General features: G+C 48.4%; 17 protein-coding genes. 5 read left to right on the forward strand and 12 right to left on the reverse strand.

All coding sequences use genetic code 11. The features are described from left to right. Positions 1–135: 135 nt before the first annotated feature. Positions 136–1,098: a DMT family transporter gene (locus RCH83_RS01475; RefSeq protein ID WP_306518327.1), complete on the reverse strand. Its 963-nt coding sequence runs from the start codon at positions 1,096–1,098 to the stop codon at positions 136–138. A 176-nt stretch (positions 1,099–1,274) separates the two neighbouring features. Between RCH83_RS01475 and RCH83_RS01480 the strand changes: the two genes are divergently transcribed. After that, complete coding sequence (locus tag RCH83_RS01480) at positions 1,275–2,747, forward strand: PLP-dependent aminotransferase family protein (protein ID WP_306518329.1); 1,473 nt, start codon at positions 1,275–1,277, stop codon at positions 2,745–2,747. Between the two features lie 107 nt (positions 2,748–2,854). Here RCH83_RS01480 and RCH83_RS01485 read toward each other — a convergent pair whose 3' ends face one another. The 5 genes from RCH83_RS01485 to zwf are packed head-to-tail and all read right to left on the reverse strand — an operon-like array spanning position 2,855 to position 8,472. After that, positions 2,855–3,508, reverse strand: coding sequence for a bifunctional 4-hydroxy-2-oxoglutarate aldolase/2-dehydro-3-deoxy-phosphogluconate aldolase (locus RCH83_RS01485; RefSeq protein WP_306518331.1), 654 nt, complete (start codon positions 3,506–3,508; stop codon positions 2,855–2,857). Between the two features lie 4 nt (positions 3,509–3,512). Next, positions 3,513–4,475, reverse strand: coding sequence for a glucokinase (gene glk, locus RCH83_RS01490; protein WP_306518333.1), 963 nt, complete (start codon positions 4,473–4,475; stop codon positions 3,513–3,515). Then, positions 4,468–6,300 carry a phosphogluconate dehydratase gene (gene edd / locus RCH83_RS01495; RefSeq protein ID WP_306518335.1) on the reverse strand — a complete coding sequence of 611 codons (1,833 nt, stop codon included), beginning with the start codon at positions 6,298–6,300 and terminating at the stop codon, positions 4,468–4,470. Before edd ends, glk begins: the two co-directional genes overlap by 8 nt. 8 nt (positions 6,301–6,308) lie before the next feature. After that, a complete protein-coding gene (pgl, locus tag RCH83_RS01500) occupies positions 6,309–6,998 on the reverse strand; it encodes a 6-phosphogluconolactonase (protein WP_306518337.1) in 690 nt (229 codons plus the stop codon). A 1-nt stretch (position 6,999) separates the two neighbouring features. After that, positions 7,000–8,472, reverse strand: a complete 1,473-nt coding sequence (gene zwf / locus RCH83_RS01505; RefSeq protein WP_306518339.1) for a glucose-6-phosphate dehydrogenase — start codon at positions 8,470–8,472, stop codon at positions 7,000–7,002. Between the two features lie 267 nt (positions 8,473–8,739). On the opposite strand from zwf, the gene RCH83_RS01510 reads away from it, so the two are divergent. Continuing rightward, on the forward strand, positions 8,740–9,591 hold the full coding sequence (locus RCH83_RS01510) for a MurR/RpiR family transcriptional regulator (protein ID WP_306518341.1): 852 nt from the start codon (positions 8,740–8,742) through the stop codon (positions 9,589–9,591). Between the two features lie 143 nt (positions 9,592–9,734). Next, positions 9,735–11,171, forward strand: a complete 1,437-nt coding sequence (gene pyk / locus RCH83_RS01515) for a pyruvate kinase (protein ID WP_306518343.1) — start codon at positions 9,735–9,737, stop codon at positions 11,169–11,171. 124 nt (positions 11,172–11,295) lie between these two features. Here the strand turns inward: pyk and RCH83_RS01520 are convergent, their stop codons facing one another. After that, positions 11,296–12,243, reverse strand: a complete 948-nt coding sequence (locus RCH83_RS01520) for a DMT family transporter (protein ID WP_306518345.1) — start codon at positions 12,241–12,243, stop codon at positions 11,296–11,298. A 213-nt stretch (positions 12,244–12,456) separates the two neighbouring features. Between RCH83_RS01520 and RCH83_RS01525 the strand changes: the two genes are divergently transcribed. Next, on the forward strand, positions 12,457–13,467 hold the full coding sequence (locus RCH83_RS01525) for a 6-phosphofructokinase (RefSeq protein ID WP_306518347.1): 1,011 nt from the start codon (positions 12,457–12,459) through the stop codon (positions 13,465–13,467). 264 nt (positions 13,468–13,731) lie between these two features. On the opposite strand, the gene RCH83_RS01530 is transcribed toward RCH83_RS01525, so the two are convergent. From RCH83_RS01530 to hinT, 5 genes are all read right to left on the reverse strand, one after another. Beyond that, on the reverse strand, positions 13,732–14,559 hold the full coding sequence (locus tag RCH83_RS01530; protein WP_306518349.1) for a LytTR family DNA-binding domain-containing protein: 828 nt from the start codon (positions 14,557–14,559) through the stop codon (positions 13,732–13,734). Next, positions 14,543–15,622, reverse strand: a complete 1,080-nt coding sequence (locus RCH83_RS01535) for a sensor histidine kinase (RefSeq protein ID WP_306518351.1) — start codon at positions 15,620–15,622, stop codon at positions 14,543–14,545. Before RCH83_RS01535 ends, RCH83_RS01530 begins: the two co-directional genes overlap by 17 nt. A 178-nt stretch (positions 15,623–15,800) precedes the next feature. Continuing rightward, positions 15,801–16,268 (reverse strand): DUF962 domain-containing protein, encoded by a 468-nt coding sequence (locus RCH83_RS01540; protein ID WP_306518353.1) that lies wholly within the window; start codon positions 16,266–16,268, stop codon positions 15,801–15,803. A 78-nt stretch (positions 16,269–16,346) separates the two neighbouring features. Then, positions 16,347–16,745 carry an acyl-CoA thioesterase gene (locus tag RCH83_RS01545; RefSeq protein ID WP_306518355.1) on the reverse strand — a complete coding sequence of 133 codons (399 nt, stop codon included), beginning with the start codon at positions 16,743–16,745 and terminating at the stop codon, positions 16,347–16,349. A gap of 98 nt (positions 16,746–16,843) precedes the next feature. Further along, positions 16,844–17,194: a purine nucleoside phosphoramidase gene (gene hinT, locus RCH83_RS01550; RefSeq protein ID WP_306518357.1), complete on the reverse strand. Its 351-nt coding sequence runs from the start codon at positions 17,192–17,194 to the stop codon at positions 16,844–16,846. Between the two features lie 65 nt (positions 17,195–17,259). On the opposite strand from hinT, the gene RCH83_RS01555 reads away from it, so the two are divergent. Continuing rightward, complete coding sequence (locus RCH83_RS01555; RefSeq protein WP_306518359.1) at positions 17,260–19,074, forward strand: M61 family metallopeptidase; 1,815 nt, start codon at positions 17,260–17,262, stop codon at positions 19,072–19,074. Positions 19,075–19,133 lie beyond the last annotated feature (59 nt).

Below are 19,133 nucleotides of genomic sequence, written 5' to 3' on the forward strand. Positions count from 1 at the left end.
GCCGAACGCCTGAATATGCTGTTTTGTCAGCAACAGCCACGGCATTGTTGTGTGGCATCTGTTGCATTCTTGCTTATCATCATTTTTCACTGCGGATCACAACCCGGCATTGTAGGTACAGCCTGCGGGCTTTAGTCAGGCCAGCTTACGGCCAACACCAATAGCCGCCACCACAAAAATAGCCACCCACCACTGCAACAGGCTGATTTCTTCACCAAGCCAAAAAGCGGCAAAACTAAAAGCCAAAAATGGCGTTAATAATTGCAACTGACTGATATGCGCCACCCCACCTAAAGCCAACCCTTTGTACCAGGCAAAAAAGCCCAAAAACATACTGAAGATGGACAGATAAGCAAAACCTGACCAGCTTTGCAGGCTGACATCAAAATTTTCAGGCTGAAAATACCAACAGAGTGGCAGCAAAATTGGTAACGAAAACACCAAAGCCCAACAAATAACCTGCCAGCTGCCTATATCAGCAGCCAATAAAGCGCCTCTGGCATAACTTAAACCACAACAAAAACACGCCAGAATCAACCACAAATCCCCCAAAGCCAAAGTGCCCTGCGCCTGAGTGGCGGCATAAGCCATCACAGCAACAGTGCCGGCCAGCGCAGCTAACCAAAAACCTGCTCTGGGCCATTGTCCACTGAGCCAGGCGCCGAATATAGCGGTAAATAACGGCATAATACTGCTGACCAGCGTACCGTGGCTGGCATCCACAGTTTGCATTGCAATAGCCGAGAACACCGGATACGCAAACACAGCACCAAAAGCAACCACAGCCAATCCGGCAAAGTGGCGACGCTCTGGCAATTTTTGTCTGAGTAACAACAGCAACAGCAGACTGAGCACAGCAGCGACCAAAGCGCGGCCGGTGCCAACAAAAATAACCGGTAATTCTGCCACCGCCAACTTGGTGGCTGGTATACCACCGGAAAACATCAACACCCCCAACATACCCCAGCCCAGACCTTGCCAATAACCTTGTCGTGTATGCAGCCGGGAAAGTTGACGAGGGTGCTGACGGGAAGTCTCCCCAGCCGGCGCACTTTCAGCGCAAACCGGCGTTGATATCACACTTTTAGTCACAGTCATGTTGGGGTCTCCAAGTTCTTTTGCCTCTCGTTTTTTTCCAAGCCGGTAAACCAAACCAACCACCACCCGGCATTGGCGCTGTACAAGCTTGTCAGAGCAGCTACTATAGAAGACAATCAACCAGACAATCAGGACAGTTGGCAATCATCAGGCCAAACTGTACAGGATAATAAACCATGACAATTCAAGTTCAGCTGGATAAAAGCAGCAGTGAACCCTGGTCAAAACAACTACTGCAGCAGGCCCGCACTGCGATCAATGCCGGCAACTGGCCAGCTGGAATGAAATTACCTTCTATCCGGCAACTGGCCACAGATTTAGCCGTCAGTAAATTTACCGTGGCTGAGCTCTATGAAAGATTGGCCGCTGAGTCGCTGGTGGTGAGCCGCCCCGGCAGCGGTGTTTATGTAGCAAGAACCCAGCCTGTGGCGCTTTTATCTGAAGCCCAGGCCGGTCAGAGTTTATTGGCTGGTGAAGTGGCACTGATGCGCCAGACCCTACAACGGGAATCGTCCATCATAAAACCTGCTGCCGGCTGGCTGACACCTGAATGGCTGCCCGCCGCTGCCATTCGCCAGGCCATGCGCGAAGTGGCCAGGCAACCCCAATCGCTCAGCGATTATGGCCCGGCGCAAGGTCATATAGCATTGCGCCGTTACTTGTCTGAACATCTGGCTAAACTGAATATTCCGGCTGAGCCCCAGCAAATTTTATTAACTTCAAGTGCCACCCACGCGCTGGACTTGTGTTTACGTTTGTATTTAAAACCTGGTGACGCCGTGCTGGTGGACGATCCGGGTTTTTATAATTTTTTCGCCATGCTCAGGTTGTACCATTTAAAAGTGTTGTCACTGCCCCGCTGCAAAGATGGCCCTGACTTGACTGCCCTTGCCACTTTACTTGCTGAACACCAACCTAAGGCTTATCTGACCAATTCAGTGTTATCAAACCCGGTGGGCACCTGTGTCAGTCCGCAAAAAGCTTTTGCCGTGCTGGAGTTACTCAAGCAGCATCAATGTTTATTGATTGAAGATGATATTTACGCCGATTTTGAACAACACAGCAGCCTGCGTTATTCCAGCCTGACCGGTCTGCGCAGTGGTATTTATCTGGGCAGTTTGTCCAAAACCATTTCAGCCGATTTACGGGTCGGTTATATAGCGGCAAGCGCAGAACAAATAGCCTCGTTAACCGACTTAAAATTAATCACCGGCAGTTCAACCTCGCAAACGGTCGAACGGATTGTCTATCACATTCTGACCGGCGGTGCTTACAGGCGTCATCTGGAAGCACTGCGCAAAAAACTACAGGACTGTATGACACAGGTCAGCCGTAAATTTGCACAACGGGGTTTTCGCCCCTGGCATCAGCCGGATGCGGGATATTTGTTGTGGCTGACGATGCCACAAGGCGTCGGCGCCAAGGCTCTTACTGAACTGCTGGAACAACAGCATATAGTGCTGGCACCTGGCAGCCATTTTAGTTTGCAACAAGATGCCGATTCTTTTATGCGGGTGAATGTAACTCAGTGCCTGAACCCAAAACTCTGGCAGGCACTGGATACAGCACTTGCGATGATTGCCGTCACACTAAACCCCAAACAACAGTTGCAACTGCCTAAATCCGACAATAAAAATGCCGGACATTAAGCTGCTTTACCGCTGAATCAGCCTCAGAATAAAAAAGCCCGGGCTCTGACACTCCGGGCCTCATTCAGTCACTGCAGAATCTGATAGCGCTGCAGTTGATAAGGTCTTTACGACACCGATTTTGCTTTAGCCACTGCGTCCAGACATAAATCTGTGATACGTTGCCAGTCGCCGGTGGCAATAGCGTCATCAGGCACTATCCATGAGCCGCCGACACAACGCACGTTGGGCAAGGCTAAATACTCCAGGAAGTTCTTTTCGTTAATGCCGCCGGTCGGGCAAAAACGGATATCAGAAAATGGGCCATGAATTGATTTTAAGGTTTTAACTCCGCCTGCCGCTTCCGCCGGGAAAAATTTAAAATGGGTATAACCTAAACCTGTACCTTCCATCAGCTCAGAAATAGAAGCAATACCCGGAATCAGCGGAATAGGCGCTTCTTTACCAGCGGCCAATAATTCACGGGTAAGACCCGGGCTTATCGCAAATTTAGCGCCTGCTTCAATGACTTTTTGCAATTGCTCAGGTGTTGTCACAGTTCCGGCGCCAACTATAGCGTCCGGCACTTCTTTGGCAAGCAATGTTATAGCTTCCAGTGCCACCGGGGTGCGAAGTGTTACTTCCAATACTTTAATGCCGCCTGCCAACAAAGCTTTGGCCAAAGGCACTGCGGTTTCGAGATCTTTAATCACAATAACCGGTACCACAGGTCCTTGTGCAAACAGGGTGTCAGGTTGTAATTGCCAATTTTGAAAAGACATAAGCTTAACTCGCCAGAATTTGTTTTAAGTAGACAGCGCAGCCCAGCAAACCTGGTTGCTCTGCAGTGACGACATAAGTGGCAATACGCCGGTTAAAGTCGGTAAAACGGCCTTTTGCTTCAAAACGGGCGCGAAATTCGCTCTGTTCCAGCAAAGGTAATAATTTGGGCACTATGCCACCGCCAACATAAACACCACCAAAGGTGCTGAGTGTCAGGGCTAGATCGCCGGCCAAGGCGCCTAAACTTGCAAAAAACTGGTTTATCACAGCAGAGCAGAGTTCGTTGCTGCCATTAAGGGCATGGCTGCTGATTTCTGCGGCTGACATAGGCTCAACCTCAGTGCCCCGATAAGCAGCAATGGCCAGATACAAACTTTCAATGCCAGGGCCAGATAACAAGCGCTCCGGCGATACATGGCCATAATGGGCAGCAAGATATCGCTGAATAAACCACTCTTGTTCGTTTTGCGCCGTCCAGTCGGTGTGACCACCTTCACCAGGCAGCGGAATAAAACCATGGGCAGTCGGAATTAAATGACCGACACCTAAACCTGTGCCTGCGCCAAGCACTGCCATAGGTTTGTTGGTGTCGCTGTCACCCACACCAAACTGCACTTTTTCATTGGCTTTGAGGGCAGGCAACGACATAGCCACAGCGGTAAAGTCGTTTAATACAATAAATTCAGCCAGTTCCAGCTCTGCTTTGGTTTGACTGATAGAAAACTGCCAGTGGAAATTGGTCATTTTTACCAGGTCGCCATTCACCGGACAGGCAATAGCAACAGCAACATGGGCGATGTCGGTTAAATTTTGCGTGCTGCGGTAATAACTTAACGCCAGTGCCAGGGTGGCAAAATCAGCGCAGGGGTACACCACCACATGATCAAGTTCCAGCGTGGTTAAATTCACCCGGCTAAAACGGGCGTTGGTGCCGCCAATATCAGCGACAATGGCAAAATTAACCATGCAGATGTTCCTCAGTGGTAAAGAGGCTGCAAGCACCCTGCTCTGCACCTGTTAACACGGTACGCAGGCCACCAAAAATTTCGCGGCCCATGCCGTAATAACTGTCGGACATATCGCGGGTGGCGGCTTCACGTTTGGCAAGTTCTTCATCAGAAACAAACAGCTGCAACAAGCCGGTTTCACCGTCCACCAGCATCAAATCGCCGGTTTGAATTTTGGCAATCACACCACCGTCAATGGCTTCCGGTGTGACATGGATAGCTGCAGGCACTTTACCTGATGCGCCCGACATCCGGCCGTCTGTGACTAAAGCCACATGAAAACCACGGTCCTGCAATACGCCAAGTGGCGGCGTTAATTTATGCAGCTCTGGCATACCACAGGCTTTTGGCCCCTGGAACCGCACCACAACAATACAATCTTTATCTAAATCACCGGCTTTAAAAGCAGCGTCCAGTTCATGTTGACTGGAAAATACCACTGCAGGCGCTTTCACAATTTCAGTGCCAGGGCGCAAAGCCGAAGTTTTAATCACACCACGGCCAACGTTGCCAGACAGCACTTGCAGGCCACCATGGTCTTTAAAGGGTTTGGCGGCCGAAGTTAACACTGTTTCATCTGAAGATGCGGTTGGACCGTCCACCCATACCAGCTGACCGTCCTGTAATACCGGCACCTGGGTGTAGCGGCGCAGGCCAAAACCGGCCACTGTGTTGACGTCTTCATGCAGTAATCCGGCGTCCAGCAACTCTTTCATCAGATAAGCCATACCACCGGCGTGCTGGAAGTGGTTGATATCGGCCTGACCATTTGGATAAATTTTGGTAAGTAGCGGTGTGGCATTGGATAAATCGGCAAAATCGTCCCAATTGACAATAAAACCGGCCGAGCGCGCTACCGCCACCAAGTGCATGGTGTGGTTGGTAGAGCCGCCTGTTGCCAATAAACCAACTATACCGTTCACCACGGCTTTGGCATCCACAATATGGCCAATTGGCATATAGTCAGCGCCTAAATCTGTTAAACGGGTGACCTGACGGGCGGCAGCTTTAGTCAGTTCATCACGAAGCGCCGTGCCTGGGTTGACAAAAGAAGAGCCGGGTAAATGCAGGCCCATCATTTCCACCACTAACTGGTTAGAGTTGGCAGTGCCATAAAAAGTACAGGTACCGGCGCTGTGGTAAGAAGCAGATTCTGATTCCAGCAGCTCTTCTTTACCTACTTTGCCTTCTGCATAAAGCTGACGCACCCGCGCCTTTTCTTTATTTGGAATACCAGATGGCATTGGGCCTGCCGGTACAAACACAAAAGGCAGATGACCAAAACTTAACGCCGCCATTAATAAACCCGGCACTATTTTGTCGCAAATGCCCAGCATCAAACCGCCGTCAAACATATTGTGTGACAAGCCAACAGCGGCCGACATGGCAATAATGTCGCGGCTTAATAAACTAAGCTCCATGCCAGGCTGGCCTTGGGTCACACCATCACACATGGCTGGCACACCACCGGCAAACTGCGCCACTGAACCTACCTGCGCTACTGCTTCTTTAATTAAAGCCGGATAAGTTTCATAAGGCTGATGCGCCGACAACATGTCGTTGTAACTGGAAATAATACCGATATTGGCTTTGGTCAGGCTGCGTAAATCCGCTTTTTCCTGCTTGTTACAGGCAGCAAAACCATGCGCCAGATTGCCGCAAGCCAGGGCACCCCGATGTGGGCCTTTGGCACGGGCCTGTTCAATTCTGCTTAGATAAATCGCCCGTGATTTTTCACTGCGGGCGATGATCCTGTCTGTCACTTGCTGGATAACCGGATGCATGTTGACCTCTACTTGGCTGCGAACATCACTGATATTTCTGGATCAGTGTGGTGTAAAAATGCACGTATTGGCATGGCCAATTCGTCGTGGCTGGCCATTGCCTGTTCCAGCACTCTGAGCTTGGAGTCGCCCACCAGGTGCAAAAACAAAAAACGGCTGTTGAGTAATCTTGTTTTACTAAAAGAGATACGTTGATAAGGCGCTGTTGTCGGATTTACCGCCAAAAGTGCCGGTGCATCCGCTGCCATACCCGCCTGCACTTCTTTACTGCAGGGGAATAACGACGCGGTATGACCATCTTCACCCATGCCCAAAATCACGGCATCAAAAGTGGGTAAATCAGCAACCCTTTTTAACAGCTCTGGCACTGCTTGCTCTGCTTTATCAAAAGGCGCGTACAAACTGATAAAACGTGCTTTAGCGGCGTTTTGTTGCAATAAACTGGCTTTCACCAGCCTTTCATTGCTGTCGGCTTCGCTGTCTGGCAAAAACCTGTCGTCGGCTAAAGTGATAGTGACTTTAGACCAATCAAGCTCTGTCTGACTTAACTGCTGAAATAATGCCTGTGGCGTCCGGCCACCCGACACCACTAAATACGCCTGACCGCGGCTGGTTATGGCATCCGACAAAATGGCAATAAGGCGTTTGGCAAAGTCTTGGTTCAGCTCATCTGAGCTTAAAAAAGTATTCAGCTGCATCTTATTCGTCCCAGTTTCTGTCATCGCGGGCTAATAATGAGATAGCGGCAACAGGGCCCCAGGTTCCGGCCTGATAAGATTTTGGTGGTTCGTTATTCACACGCCAGGCGTCCAGAATTCCGTCCACCCATTTCCAGGCTTGTTCTACTTCGTCACGACGCACAAAGAGGTATTGATTGCCAAGCATAGCTTCCAGCAATAACCGCTCATAAGCGTCGGCAATACGCTGGGCTTTAAAGGTTTCGTCAAAACTTAAATCCAGTTTGCTTTGTTGCAATTGCATGGTTTCGCCAAGGCCCGGGATTTTATTCATGATCTGAATTTCCACGCCTTCGTCAGGCTGCAAACGGATGATGAGTTTGTTGGCCGGCAGCTGTTTATAAGTTTCGTGGAAAATATTGTGTGGTTGTGGTTTAAAACAAATCACCACTTCAGACACTTTATTTGGCATCCGTTTACCGGTACGCAAATAAAACGGCACACCGGCCCAGCGCCAGTTGTCGATATCTACTTTAATAGCCACAAAAGTTTCGGTTTTGCTGTTGGGTCTGGCATCTTCTTCGTCCAGATAACCAGGCACAGCTTTACCGCCGACAAAACCTGCGCTGTACTGGCCACGCACAGTTTTTTCCTGCACGTTTTGTAAGTTAATTGGCCGCAGTGCTTTGAGTACTTTTAATTTTTCATCGCGGATACTGTCGGCATCCAGACTGGCTGGTGGTTCCATCGCAATTAAAGACAGCACCTGTAATAAGTGGTTTTGCACCATGTCACGCATTTGACCTGCGTCGTCGTAATAACCCCAACGCCCTTCCACACCCACTTCTTCAGCCACTGAAATCTGCACATGATCAATAGCATTGTGATCCCAGTTGGAGGCAAAAATAGCGTTGGCAAAACGCAGCGCCAACAGGTTCAGTACTGTTTCTTTACCAAGATAATGGTCAATACGGTAAATTTGCGATTCTTTAAAATATTTCGCCACTTCGTCGTTAATGACTTTGGACGACTCAAGACAATGACCAATTGGCTTTTCTAACACCACGCGCGATGGTTGTTTGGACAAACCGGCAGAATCCAGACCTTTACAGATGTGGCCAAATAACGAAGGCGCAGTGGCAAAATAACTCACCGGAATACGGCTTTTAATGTCAGTAACCGCTTTAAGCTTGATGTAGTCCTGCTCTTGCGATAAATCAATTTGCACATATTGCAGTTTGGCTTTGAGGCGCGCCCATACTTCAGGCACTAACGGCTCTTTGACAAATTTCTGTAAGTTAGTTTCAACAACTTCAATATAAGCATCCAGCGTCAGCGCGTCGCGGGCCACACCGGTAATTCTGCTGTCAGAATGTAACAGCCCAGCCATTTCCAGCTGATATAAGGCAGGTAAAAGTTTACGACGGGCTAAATCACCCTTGGTGCCGAACAGAATAAGATCACAGGCTTTGTTCGAGTGTGCTGCTGTTGTCATGCGCTGACCCTTGATTAGATGTAATTTTACAACACTTGGCCGCATACTAGCCGAGTGTTTGGCGGTTGTAAACCGGATAAGTTGTAATTAAATTACAACTTCCTTAAAGTTTTGACGTAGCCTATATCTTAAGGCAGTCTTTACGATGTATCATTAAATTCGTTGTAAGTTTATCACTTTTGTTGTTACCGCCCCGGTTGGGCTACAAAATTAATTACAGAATCAATCCAGGGCCACCAGGGTCTGTGTCAGAGCAGGAAATATCGGATGAATGTGCTGGAAAAAATAGTAAACAGTGTCAACAGCTTCAGTAAATCAGAACGCAAAGTTGCGGATGTGATTCTGGCCAATCCGCAAACCACTATTCATAGCAGTATTGCGGCTTTAGCGAAGATGGCAGATGTGTCTGAGCCTACAGTGAACCGTTTTTGCCGCAGACTGGATACCAAAGGTTTTCCGGATTTTAAACTGCATCTGGCACAAAGCCTTGCCAACGGCACACCTTATGTAAACCGTCATGTGGAAGAAGATGACGGCCCTGAAGCTTACACCGCCAAAATTTTTGAATCGACCATGGCTGCACTGGATGCGGCAAGGCAAAATGTTGATATTAATACAGTTAATCGTGCTGTTGATGTATTAACCCAAGCGAAAAAAATCTCCTTTTTTGGCTTAGGGGCATCCGCTTCTGTGGCGCATGACGCCCAGAACAAGTTTTTCCGTTTTAATGTGCCTGTGGTGTGTTTTGACGACATCGTGATGCAACGCATGAGCGCTATTAACAGCAGCGAAGGTGACGTGGTGGTTTGTATTTCTCACACTGGCCGCACCAAAAACCTTTGTGACATTGCATCGATAGCACGCGAAAATGACGCCACTGTGATAGGCATTACGGCTTATGACAGCCCGCTTGCCAAAGAATGTACTTTGGTGTTGTCGCTGGACGTACCGGAAGACACTGATATGTATATGCCAATGGCGTCACGGGTGGCGCAGCTGGTACTGATTGATATTCTGGCCACCGGTTTTACGCTGCGCCGTGGTACCAAATTCCGTGAAAACTTAAAGAAAGTAAAAGACAGTTTGCGCGGTTCAAGGTTCGAGAAAAAAGATTTTTAAGCTGTTCCGGGCGCAGGCAACTGCGCCTACCTGTAAGTTTTCTCCAAAATCACGCTATATTCTGTAATTAAATTACATTACACTGTCAGCATCACCGCCAGGGTCCACTGGCGGTTATGCACATCAACAGGCAGGAGCAGCAAATGCCAAGAAGAACCAAAATAGTTGCCACCTTAGGCCCGGCTACCAATACCCAGGCCGCCATCGAAAAATTAATCCTGGCTGGTGCCACCGTATTCCGTTTTAACTTCTCGCACGGCAGTGCAGATGATCACATTGAGCGTGCCAGAATGGTGCGTGCCGCAGCTGCGGCGACGAACGCCCATGTTGCCATTTTAGGTGATTTACAAGGCCCGAAGATCCGGGTTTCTACTTTTAAAAACAACAGCGTAGAACTGACGGAAGGTCAGGACTTTGTACTGGACGCTGAACTTGGCAAAGGTTTGGGTGATGAAACTCAGGTGGGTATCGACTACAAAGAGCTGCCGGGTGACGTGCGCCCTGCCGACGTGTTGTTATTAGACGACGGCCGCATTCAGCTGATTGTTGAAAAAGTACAAGGCAGCCGCATTCTGACCAAAGTATCGGTCGCTGGTAAGTTATCCAACAACAAAGGTATTAACCGTTTAGGCGGTGGTTTGTCTGCGCCGGCTTTAACCGATAAAGACAAAAACGATATCGCTTTGGCATCCAAAATTGACGTGGATTACCTCGCCGTTTCTTTCCCGCGTTGTGGGGATGATTTGCGGGTGGCGCGTCAGCTGGCCCGTGATGCCGGCTCTGAAGCTTTAATTGTTTCTAAAGTGGAACGTGCTGAAGCAGTGGCTGATGACGAAACGCTTGATGACATTATTCGCGCCTCTGACGCTGTGATGGTGGCCCGTGGTGATTTAGGTGTTGAAATTGGTGATGCTGAACTTGTTGGCCAGCAAAAACGTATTATCGCCCGCTCCCGTCAGCTGAATCGTGTGGTGATCACCGCTACTCAAATGATGGAGTCGATGATTGAAAGCCCGATGCCAACCCGCGCTGAAGTCATGGACGTGGCCAATGCCGTGCTTGATGGCACTGACGCTGTGATGTTGTCTGCAGAAACAGCTGCAGGTAAATATCCAACCGAAACCGTCAAAGCTATGGGCCGGGTTTGTGATGGTGCGGAAAAACATCCAAAAGTGTTGTCATCCAAACACCGGATGGACGTGACTTTTACTGAAATCAGCGAAACTATTGCGTTGTCTGCTATGTATGCAGCTAATCATCTGGACGGCATCAAAGCCATTATCGCTTTAACTGAGTCGGGTTACACTGCTAAGCTCATGTCGCGTATTACGTCGGCACACGCCATTTATGCTCTGTCACGCCACGTAAAAACGCTGAATAAAATGGCGCTTTATCGTGGTGTATATCCAGTGTTTTTTGACAGCCACGGTATCAGCAATGACCATCTGGCTGATGATGCTGTGGCAGCAGTGAAAAAAGCTGCGGGTTTAAAAACCGGTGATTTGGTGATTTTAACCCACGGTGATGTGATGGAAACTGTCGGTGCTTCCAACACCTGCAAAATTGTGACCGTCAAATAGCCAACAATGTCTGTAAAAAAACCACCGCAAGCGGTGGTTTTTTTATGGGAAAAAGCAAATCACGATAATGCCTGACCCCGGAAACTTTCAAAAAGCATTGACAGAATAAAGAGCTGGCAGCAGCTTAAACCGCCGCCCTTTCCTGCCGCCATTGTTTAAGCACTGGCGCTAAGGCAGTAACAGCAGAACCCAAAACCACCATCACAGCCCCTAAAACCGACCAAAAGTTCAGCGCTTCAGGTTTTGGTGCGTCCGGCCATAACCAGGCGGCCAAATTGGCAAATAAAATGGTCAGCAGCGGCGTAATAGCCAGCACAGCACTGACTTTCGACGCTTCCCAATGCTCCAGCGCTTCGGCAAAAGCACCATAAGCCACTATGGTATTTAAACAACAAAACAGCAGCAAAGCCCAGTGCAACAAAGACAACTCAAACACAGGCGCTATGTCGATGACAGGTAAAAAACACAAAGCGCCTGACACATAAATAAACGCCATAATTTGTTGTGAGTTAAAGTGCATCAGCAGCTGTTTTTGCGCCAGCGCGTAAGCCGCCCAGGTGACAGCAGCGATGATCACCAGCAAAATACCAAAACTGTCGTGACCAAGCTGGGTTAATAATAAAAATAATCTGTCATTAAAAAACAACAATAAACCGGCCACTAAAGTAGCAGCACCAATTTTTTGCCATAACAACAAATGTTCGCGGAAGATAAAAATACCACCCAGCATCATTAAAAATGGCGCCAGCTGAATAACCACCTGAGCAGTTTCGGCGGTTAATAAATTAAGCCCCATCAAATACAAGATGTAATTGGATAACAAACCAGCAACTGCAATGAACATCAGGGTGCGCGCTTTACCTTTGAGTTTGGTTAAATCCGGTAAATTCCCTTGCTTCCAAAGCACCAGCACTACAAAGATAGCGGCCGCCAAAAAACGAACCCAGGTAATGGTATTGGCAGTTAACTCTGTCAACACCACTTTTAAGGCAATAGGCAGCATGCCCCACAACACTGCGGTGGTCAGCGCTAGAATAAATCCGGTCAGGCTATTGCCCGAAGCTTGGTGCATCACATTATCCTATAAAAGCAGGTACAACAGCGGGCGGCTATTTTCGCTGTTTTTTAATCTGCTGTCGCGGCTTTTTCGTCAAATTCCCCTTCTTTGGCGTTATGCTTTGAAAGTGCAACTTTTTGCTTATTATTGTGTTGCATCAATAACGCAGCGCTGACATCCGGCCATACTGTGCAGATGCCATCCGGTCTTTTAATTCAGGAGTAACACATGACTCATTCGGTACGCCGTATCGGTATCTTAACTTCGGGTGGTGACGCCCCGGGCATGAATGCCGCTTTACGTGCAGTGGTGCTCAGTGCTGAAGCGGCCGGTATTGAAGTTGTTGGTTTTCGACACGGCTTTAATGGCATTTTTAGTGAAGATTATGTTCCACTGAAAAAAGCTGACGTGCTGCATATTATTCAGCTGGGCGGCACTATTTTAAAAAGTGCCCGCTGTAAACAATTACAACAACAAGGTGGCGCTGAACTCGCTGCGACAAAGTTACATCAGTTAGCAATTGATGCTTTGTTGGTGATTGGCGGCGATGGCAGCTTTCGTGGTTGTCAGGCCATTTCGGCTTTTTACCGCGGCCAGATTGTTGGTATTCCAGGCACTATCGACAATGATGTTGACGGTACTGACTTTACCATAGGTTTTGCCACTGCACTTGATACTGCACTCGATGCTATCGACAAAATCCGTGACACCGCTGATGCCTTTGAACGTACTTTTTTAGTTGAAGTGATGGGCCGCCATACCGGTTATCTGGCGCTGGCAGCTGGTATTGCCGGCGGTGCTGAACAAATTATTTGCCCTGAATATGGCGACAAGGTAGACCTTGACGATTTATTACAGGATATCAAAGCGCTGAAACGGGATTTTGGCGCCGGCAGTTACATTATTGTGATAGCAGAAACAATGTACCCTGCCGGTGCTCAGGCGCTGGCTGCTGAAATTACCACCCGCTCAGGCACCGAATGCCGTGCTTGTGTGCTGGGACATTTACAAAGGGGCGGCAGTCCGGTCGGCTCTGATCGTATTCTTGGTACTAAACTCGGGGCTTTTGCCGTAGAGCAGTTGCTCTCAGGTAATGCCCATATGATGATGGCCGGTGAACAGGCAGGACAAGCGCTGTTGTATCCGCTGGTATTAACCGGCGATAAGAAAAAACAAGCCGATCCTTATTTACTGAAGTGGCAACAACAAATGCTGCAACAAAGTGAAACGCAAAACTAAAACGCTTAGCACTTTTGGACGAACAACTTTGCAAAAACCACCTGATGCCACCAAATTGCCAATGTTAAACAACCTAAAGCGCGCGGTGTAACGTTTCTGCTGCGTTGTGTTACCGGCGACAGCTTTGCAAGGCTGAAAACCTGGCCTGGCAGATAAAATCTAATAAAAAACCGGCAATCAAGCCGGTTTTATGATGTACAGCAGGTGCGGTAGCCGTTATTGCTGCAGCAAATCACGGTGATTGTTGCTGCACAGCAGGATTTATCAGGCACTAAATACAGTTTTCACCCTGTCTTTATAACTGCGGCTGACTTTGACCGCCTGACCATTCGTCAACATCAGCTGATGTTCACCATTGGCCAGCATCTGCAATTTGGCAATAGTGTTCACATTAACAATGGCCGAGCGGTGCACCCGCACAAACTGACGAGGATCCAGCTCCTGCTCCAGTTCTTTCATAGTACGGCGCAAAATATGGGTCTGACCGTCTTTGGTATGAATACACATATAGTCGCCGGCAGCATCAACCCAATCGATATTTAAGACCGGTACCCGGGTAATTTCGCCGCTGTCTTTAATACTGATGGCTTCCGGGAACCTGTCATTCATCACCGGTTCTTCCTGATCCAGCCGTTGCAGAATATCGGTGGCGTCTTCGCCAGTCAGTTTGGCAACGGCCTGTGCCAGCTGGCCTTTGTGCTTGTGATCGTCTTTGGCTTCCATCACTTTAAGCAGTTTTTCAACGGCTGCAGCCAGACGTTCACCCTCAACCGGCTTTAATACATAATCGACTGCACTGACTTCAAAAGCATTTAATGCATATTGGTCAAAAGCGGTGACAAAAATAATATAAGGCAGGCTGATTTGTTGTTGCTGCAGGGTTTTTAACACACCAAAACCATCCAGCTCCGGCATTTCCACATCCAGAAATACCACATCCGGCTTAAACTCCCGGATAGCTTCGACCGCCGATAAGCCATTGTTACATTCTGCCACCACCTGCAATTCGGGGAAGGCAGCCAGACGCATCAGCATACCTTTACGGGCCAATGGTTCATCATCTACAACCACAACTTTAAGCAAGTTTTTCATCGGTATGTTCCACCTCAAACGGGATCCGGATATTCACTTTTACACCTTGCGGCTGATTGGGGGTCAGCACCAGCGAGAAGTTTTTGTCATATAAAGCTGCCAGCCGCTCACGGGTATTGACCAGGCCAACACCACCACTGTCATTAGCTTTGCCTTGTTCCAGCGGCATACCTGGGCCGTTATCCGCCACTTCAATCAACAAGTCATGACCAAACTTACGTGCTTTAATGCTGATCAGTCCACCGCTGCTTTGCCTCGCCACTGCATATTTAATGGCGTTTTCCACCAGCGGCTGCAAAATCAGGCTTGGCACCAGTGCTTGTTGGGTATTATCGGCAATATCAAAGTGAATGTTCAGCCGCTCTGAAAACCGCACTTTTTCAATTTCCAGATACAGGTTGGCCGCATAAATTTCCTGCTGCAAAGGCACTTTATTAATGGGATCTTTATAAAGCGAATAACGTAAAAAGTCACTTAACCGGCTGAGCATTTTATTGGCAGTTTCAGCTTCGTTAATTAATACCAGCGTCGAAATCGCGTTGAGTGTATTAAACAAAAAATGCGGATTCAGCTGATACCGCAACATTTTCAGCTGGGCTTCGTGTGCTTTGTTGGACGCGGTCAGCAGTTTTTGTTTTTCCAACTGCAAGGTCTGGTAATACCGAATACCAAAATATAATCCGCTCCAGCTGAGCATCACGTAAAAACCAACAGAGGTCTGGCGGAAATATTGGATCCAGTCGTCAGGTCTGTAACCATGACGATAAATTTCCCAGTAGTTAAAGTTTTTTACCACTGTCCAGAAACAGGACAAGACAAAAGCCAGCACCAGAATAGACAACACCATTTTCCAGGGCGACCAGTGCCAGATCCGCTGATAGGCATAGCGCATCGGTATAGACAACAACCAACCGGCATAAGCGTCCAGCACCACCACAAAAAGGTAAGCTTCACGCATTTCCTGAAATAACGAACCTAAATAACCAACCACAGCAAAACCCAGCCAACCTAAGGTATGCAGGATCCAGAACTGACGGTGACGGTCTTCAAAAATTTTGTGCAAACTATGTACTCAGAGAAGGTCGGGATGGAAATTAACAAGCCCGATTATATCAAAGAAGCGGCAATGGCCTGAGTTGTTAAACTCAGACGGATCCCGCTTCGTCGCATGCCAGGCTCAAATCTGGCAAACGACAAAACAGGATGAACGGACTATACACTCAGGCGTTGTATAAAAACTTTTAATAACGGATGCCAAAACGGCGCAAGACAAAAGCCAGTATCCAGGCGGGTCCAATCAGCAAAAATTGCAGATCTTTAAAGAACGATGGTTTTTTACCTTCAATATGATGGCCGACAAACTGCAAAATCCACATCAACACAAAAAGTACCAAAGACGCCAACCAGACATCCACCATCACAGCCGATTCAAACCAACGTAAAAACAAAACAATAGCAGCGCTGAAAATGGTCATGCCCACACCAATGGCAAAAGACAAACTGAAATAAAACCCCAAAACCGGCAGGCACAATAACAAAGGCCAATTAATTTGTTGTTCGGCAAAACCCGCAAGTGGCATTGGAATTTGCCAAAGCAAACCAAAAACGGTCAGGTAAATCAGCGGGACAGCTAAAAAATGAATTTTTTTATTAATGGGGTTTTGATGACTAACGGCGTATTCGTCCAGCCATTGCTCTATTGTTTTCATTATGCAGGCTCATTGTTTGGGGTTAAAAAGATGGTCAAACCACTGTAACCTTGAGCCTGCCAAACTACAAGAGGCGGATCACCCCAGCACTGGTGTTGGTTTACGATCCGGCCCTAAAGCCACAAAGGTAAAGGTGCCGGAAATAGCTTTATGCTGGTCGTCGCTGTACATGTTTTCGACAAATATATCGACATTCACCCTGATACTGGTGCGGCCGACGTGTTCAATACGTGCCACCAACTCAATGATGGTACCGGCTGGTATAGATTCTTTAAAATCCACCCGGTCTGATGAAACAGTCACTAACGGCTTGCGGCAAAAACGGGTCGCAGCAATAAAAGCGGCTTCGTCCATCCAGGCCAAAGCTTCACCACCAAATAACGTATTGTGGTGATTGGTACGGCCAGGAAATACGGTTTTAGTAACACGGGTAACAGCATATTCGGTACGAATTGCCACCTGAGCTTCATTTGACATGGTTGGACCTCTGTGCGGGAGCGCAAAAGGCGCGGATTTTAGTGGGCTTTTTGTCAAAAGCCAACCGCGCCGGCAAAGAGCGTGGAAAAATCTTGTTGTTAACGCGCCAGCATGGGGCCAAGTGGCTGCCCGCCAAGCAGATGCATATGAATGTGGTACACCTCCTGCCCGCCATGACTATTGCAGTTCATAATCAAACGGTAACCCTTTTCACTGATGCCTGCAGCTGCGGCCAGTTTACGGGCGACAGTGAACATGCGGCCAAGTGCAGCTTCATGTTGGGGTTCAACATCATTGACTGTCGGAATAAGCACATTAGGTATTATCAGAATATGGGTTGGCGCTCTTGGATGAATATCGCGAAAGGCAGTCACCAATTCGTCCTGATACAACAATTCAGTGGCAATTTCGCGGCGGATAATTTTACTAAAAATAGTTTCTTCAGCCATTTCAGATCCTTCAATCTTGCTTTGTGGGTATACTTGGCCCTTTCAGGTTTGGCCGAGTATAAGTGATGGACAAGGTTGCTTTCCACTTTTCAATTGCTGATGTCACCTCGCATTATTTAGATGTCACCCTTAGTTTTACCCCCGCAGCTTTAGAACCGGTGTTGTTATCAATGCCGGCCTGGATCCCGGGCAGTTATCTTATCCGCAATTTCGCCCGGCATGTCGTTGCCATAGCGGCCAGCGACAGACAAGGTCCTTTAACAGTGCAGGCAACAGATAAACACAGCTGGCAACTGACACACCGTGGTTTGCCGGTAGAAGTCTGTTATCGGGTTTATGCTTTTGATTTGTCGGTGCGGGCTTGTTATATCAACGACGAAGTGGCGGTCATCAATCCGGCAGCCTGTTGCCTTGCGGTAGAAGGCTTAACAGGCGTGCCCCATACAGTCCTGATGTCGCCAGTAGCAGGCAAGGCACAGTGGCGTTGTGCAACGGGTTTGCAACGTGCCGTGGCAACGGACTTATTCGCTTTTGGCACTTATCAAGCCGACGATTATCTACAACTGATTGACAGCCCTTTGCTGCTTGGCGAACTTGCAGTCCGCTCTTTTGAACTTGATGGCATCACACATTATCAGGTGTATGCCGGCGCTCTGCTTGCCGACTTAGACCGGGTAGCCCGTGATCTTCAGCCTGTATTAGCAAAACACATCGGGCTCTTTGGTGCTCTTCCGGTAGATCTGACTGAATATTGGTTTTTAAACTGGGTGGTCGACAATGGTTATGGTGGTCTGGAACATCATAACTCCACTTTATTGTTGCTGAGCAGGTACGACCTGCCCAACCCACAACAACCGGAAGAACTCAGTGACGATTACCAAAACTATCTGGCTTTGTGTTCCCATGAATATTTCCATACCTGGTGGGTAAAAAGAGCTAAACCGACAAGCTTCCTGCAATACCAGTTACAGGCTGAACAATACACTTCACAGCTGTGGTTGTACGAAGGTTTTACCTCCTATTACGATGATTTGGCTTTGGTGCGCGCCGGCGTTATTAACCCGGAGCAGTATTTGACCACATTAAGCAAAACCATCAGCCGTGTCAGCAGAGCCCCCAGCAATAACAGTCAGAGTCTTGCTGATAGCAGCTTTTATGCCTGGACCAAATTTTACCAGCAGGACGAAAACGCCATTAATGCGGTGGTGAGTTATTACGCCAAAGGCAGCCTGGTCGCGTTATGTCTGGACGCAGAGCTCAGAAGCCGCAGGCTCAGTCTGGATGGATTGATGCAACAGTGTTGGCATGCTTTTGGTGTTTCGGGACTTGGTAGCGACGAGCAGGGTTTCTGGCAACAACTGACTTTTTATAGCAATGACCCTGTATTGACCGATATGGTCAGGCGTTGGGTTGAACACCCTGAAGCCTTGCCACTGGCCAATGCACTTTGCAAGCTTGGCGTTCAGCTGGATTGGCGTGGTGCGCAGTCGCCACAGGACTTGTCCGGTAAAGCGCCTGTTGCCCTGCCCAGAGCCTTTGGCGCTTTATATCAAAGCAATGATAATGGCCTGCAGATCAGCGCTGTTGCGCAAGGCTCTGCCGCCGCCGCCGCAGGCCTGATGGCAGGTGATGTGATTATTGCGGTGGCCGGCCTCAAAGCAACGGAGAAAAACTTCCAGGCCATGTTAAGCCGTCATCCGCTCGGGGCAAAGGTGTCCTTGCATCTGTTCCGGCAACAAAGATTATTAACCACTGAACTGCACTTAACCGCGGCCCCTGAAGTTATTGCCATGTTGACCATTGTACAGGACGAACCGGCACAAGCCTGGTTGCAATATAACAATGAAAAACAGATGGAAGATAACAACACAACGGCTTAAAACCGCTGATTAAATACAATCTTACAGCACAAAATATAAGGCCGGCATCATGCCGGCCT

This window comes from Rheinheimera sp. (genome assembly GCF_030824435.1).
Classification (GTDB): Bacteria; Pseudomonadota; Gammaproteobacteria; order Enterobacterales; family Alteromonadaceae; genus Pararheinheimera.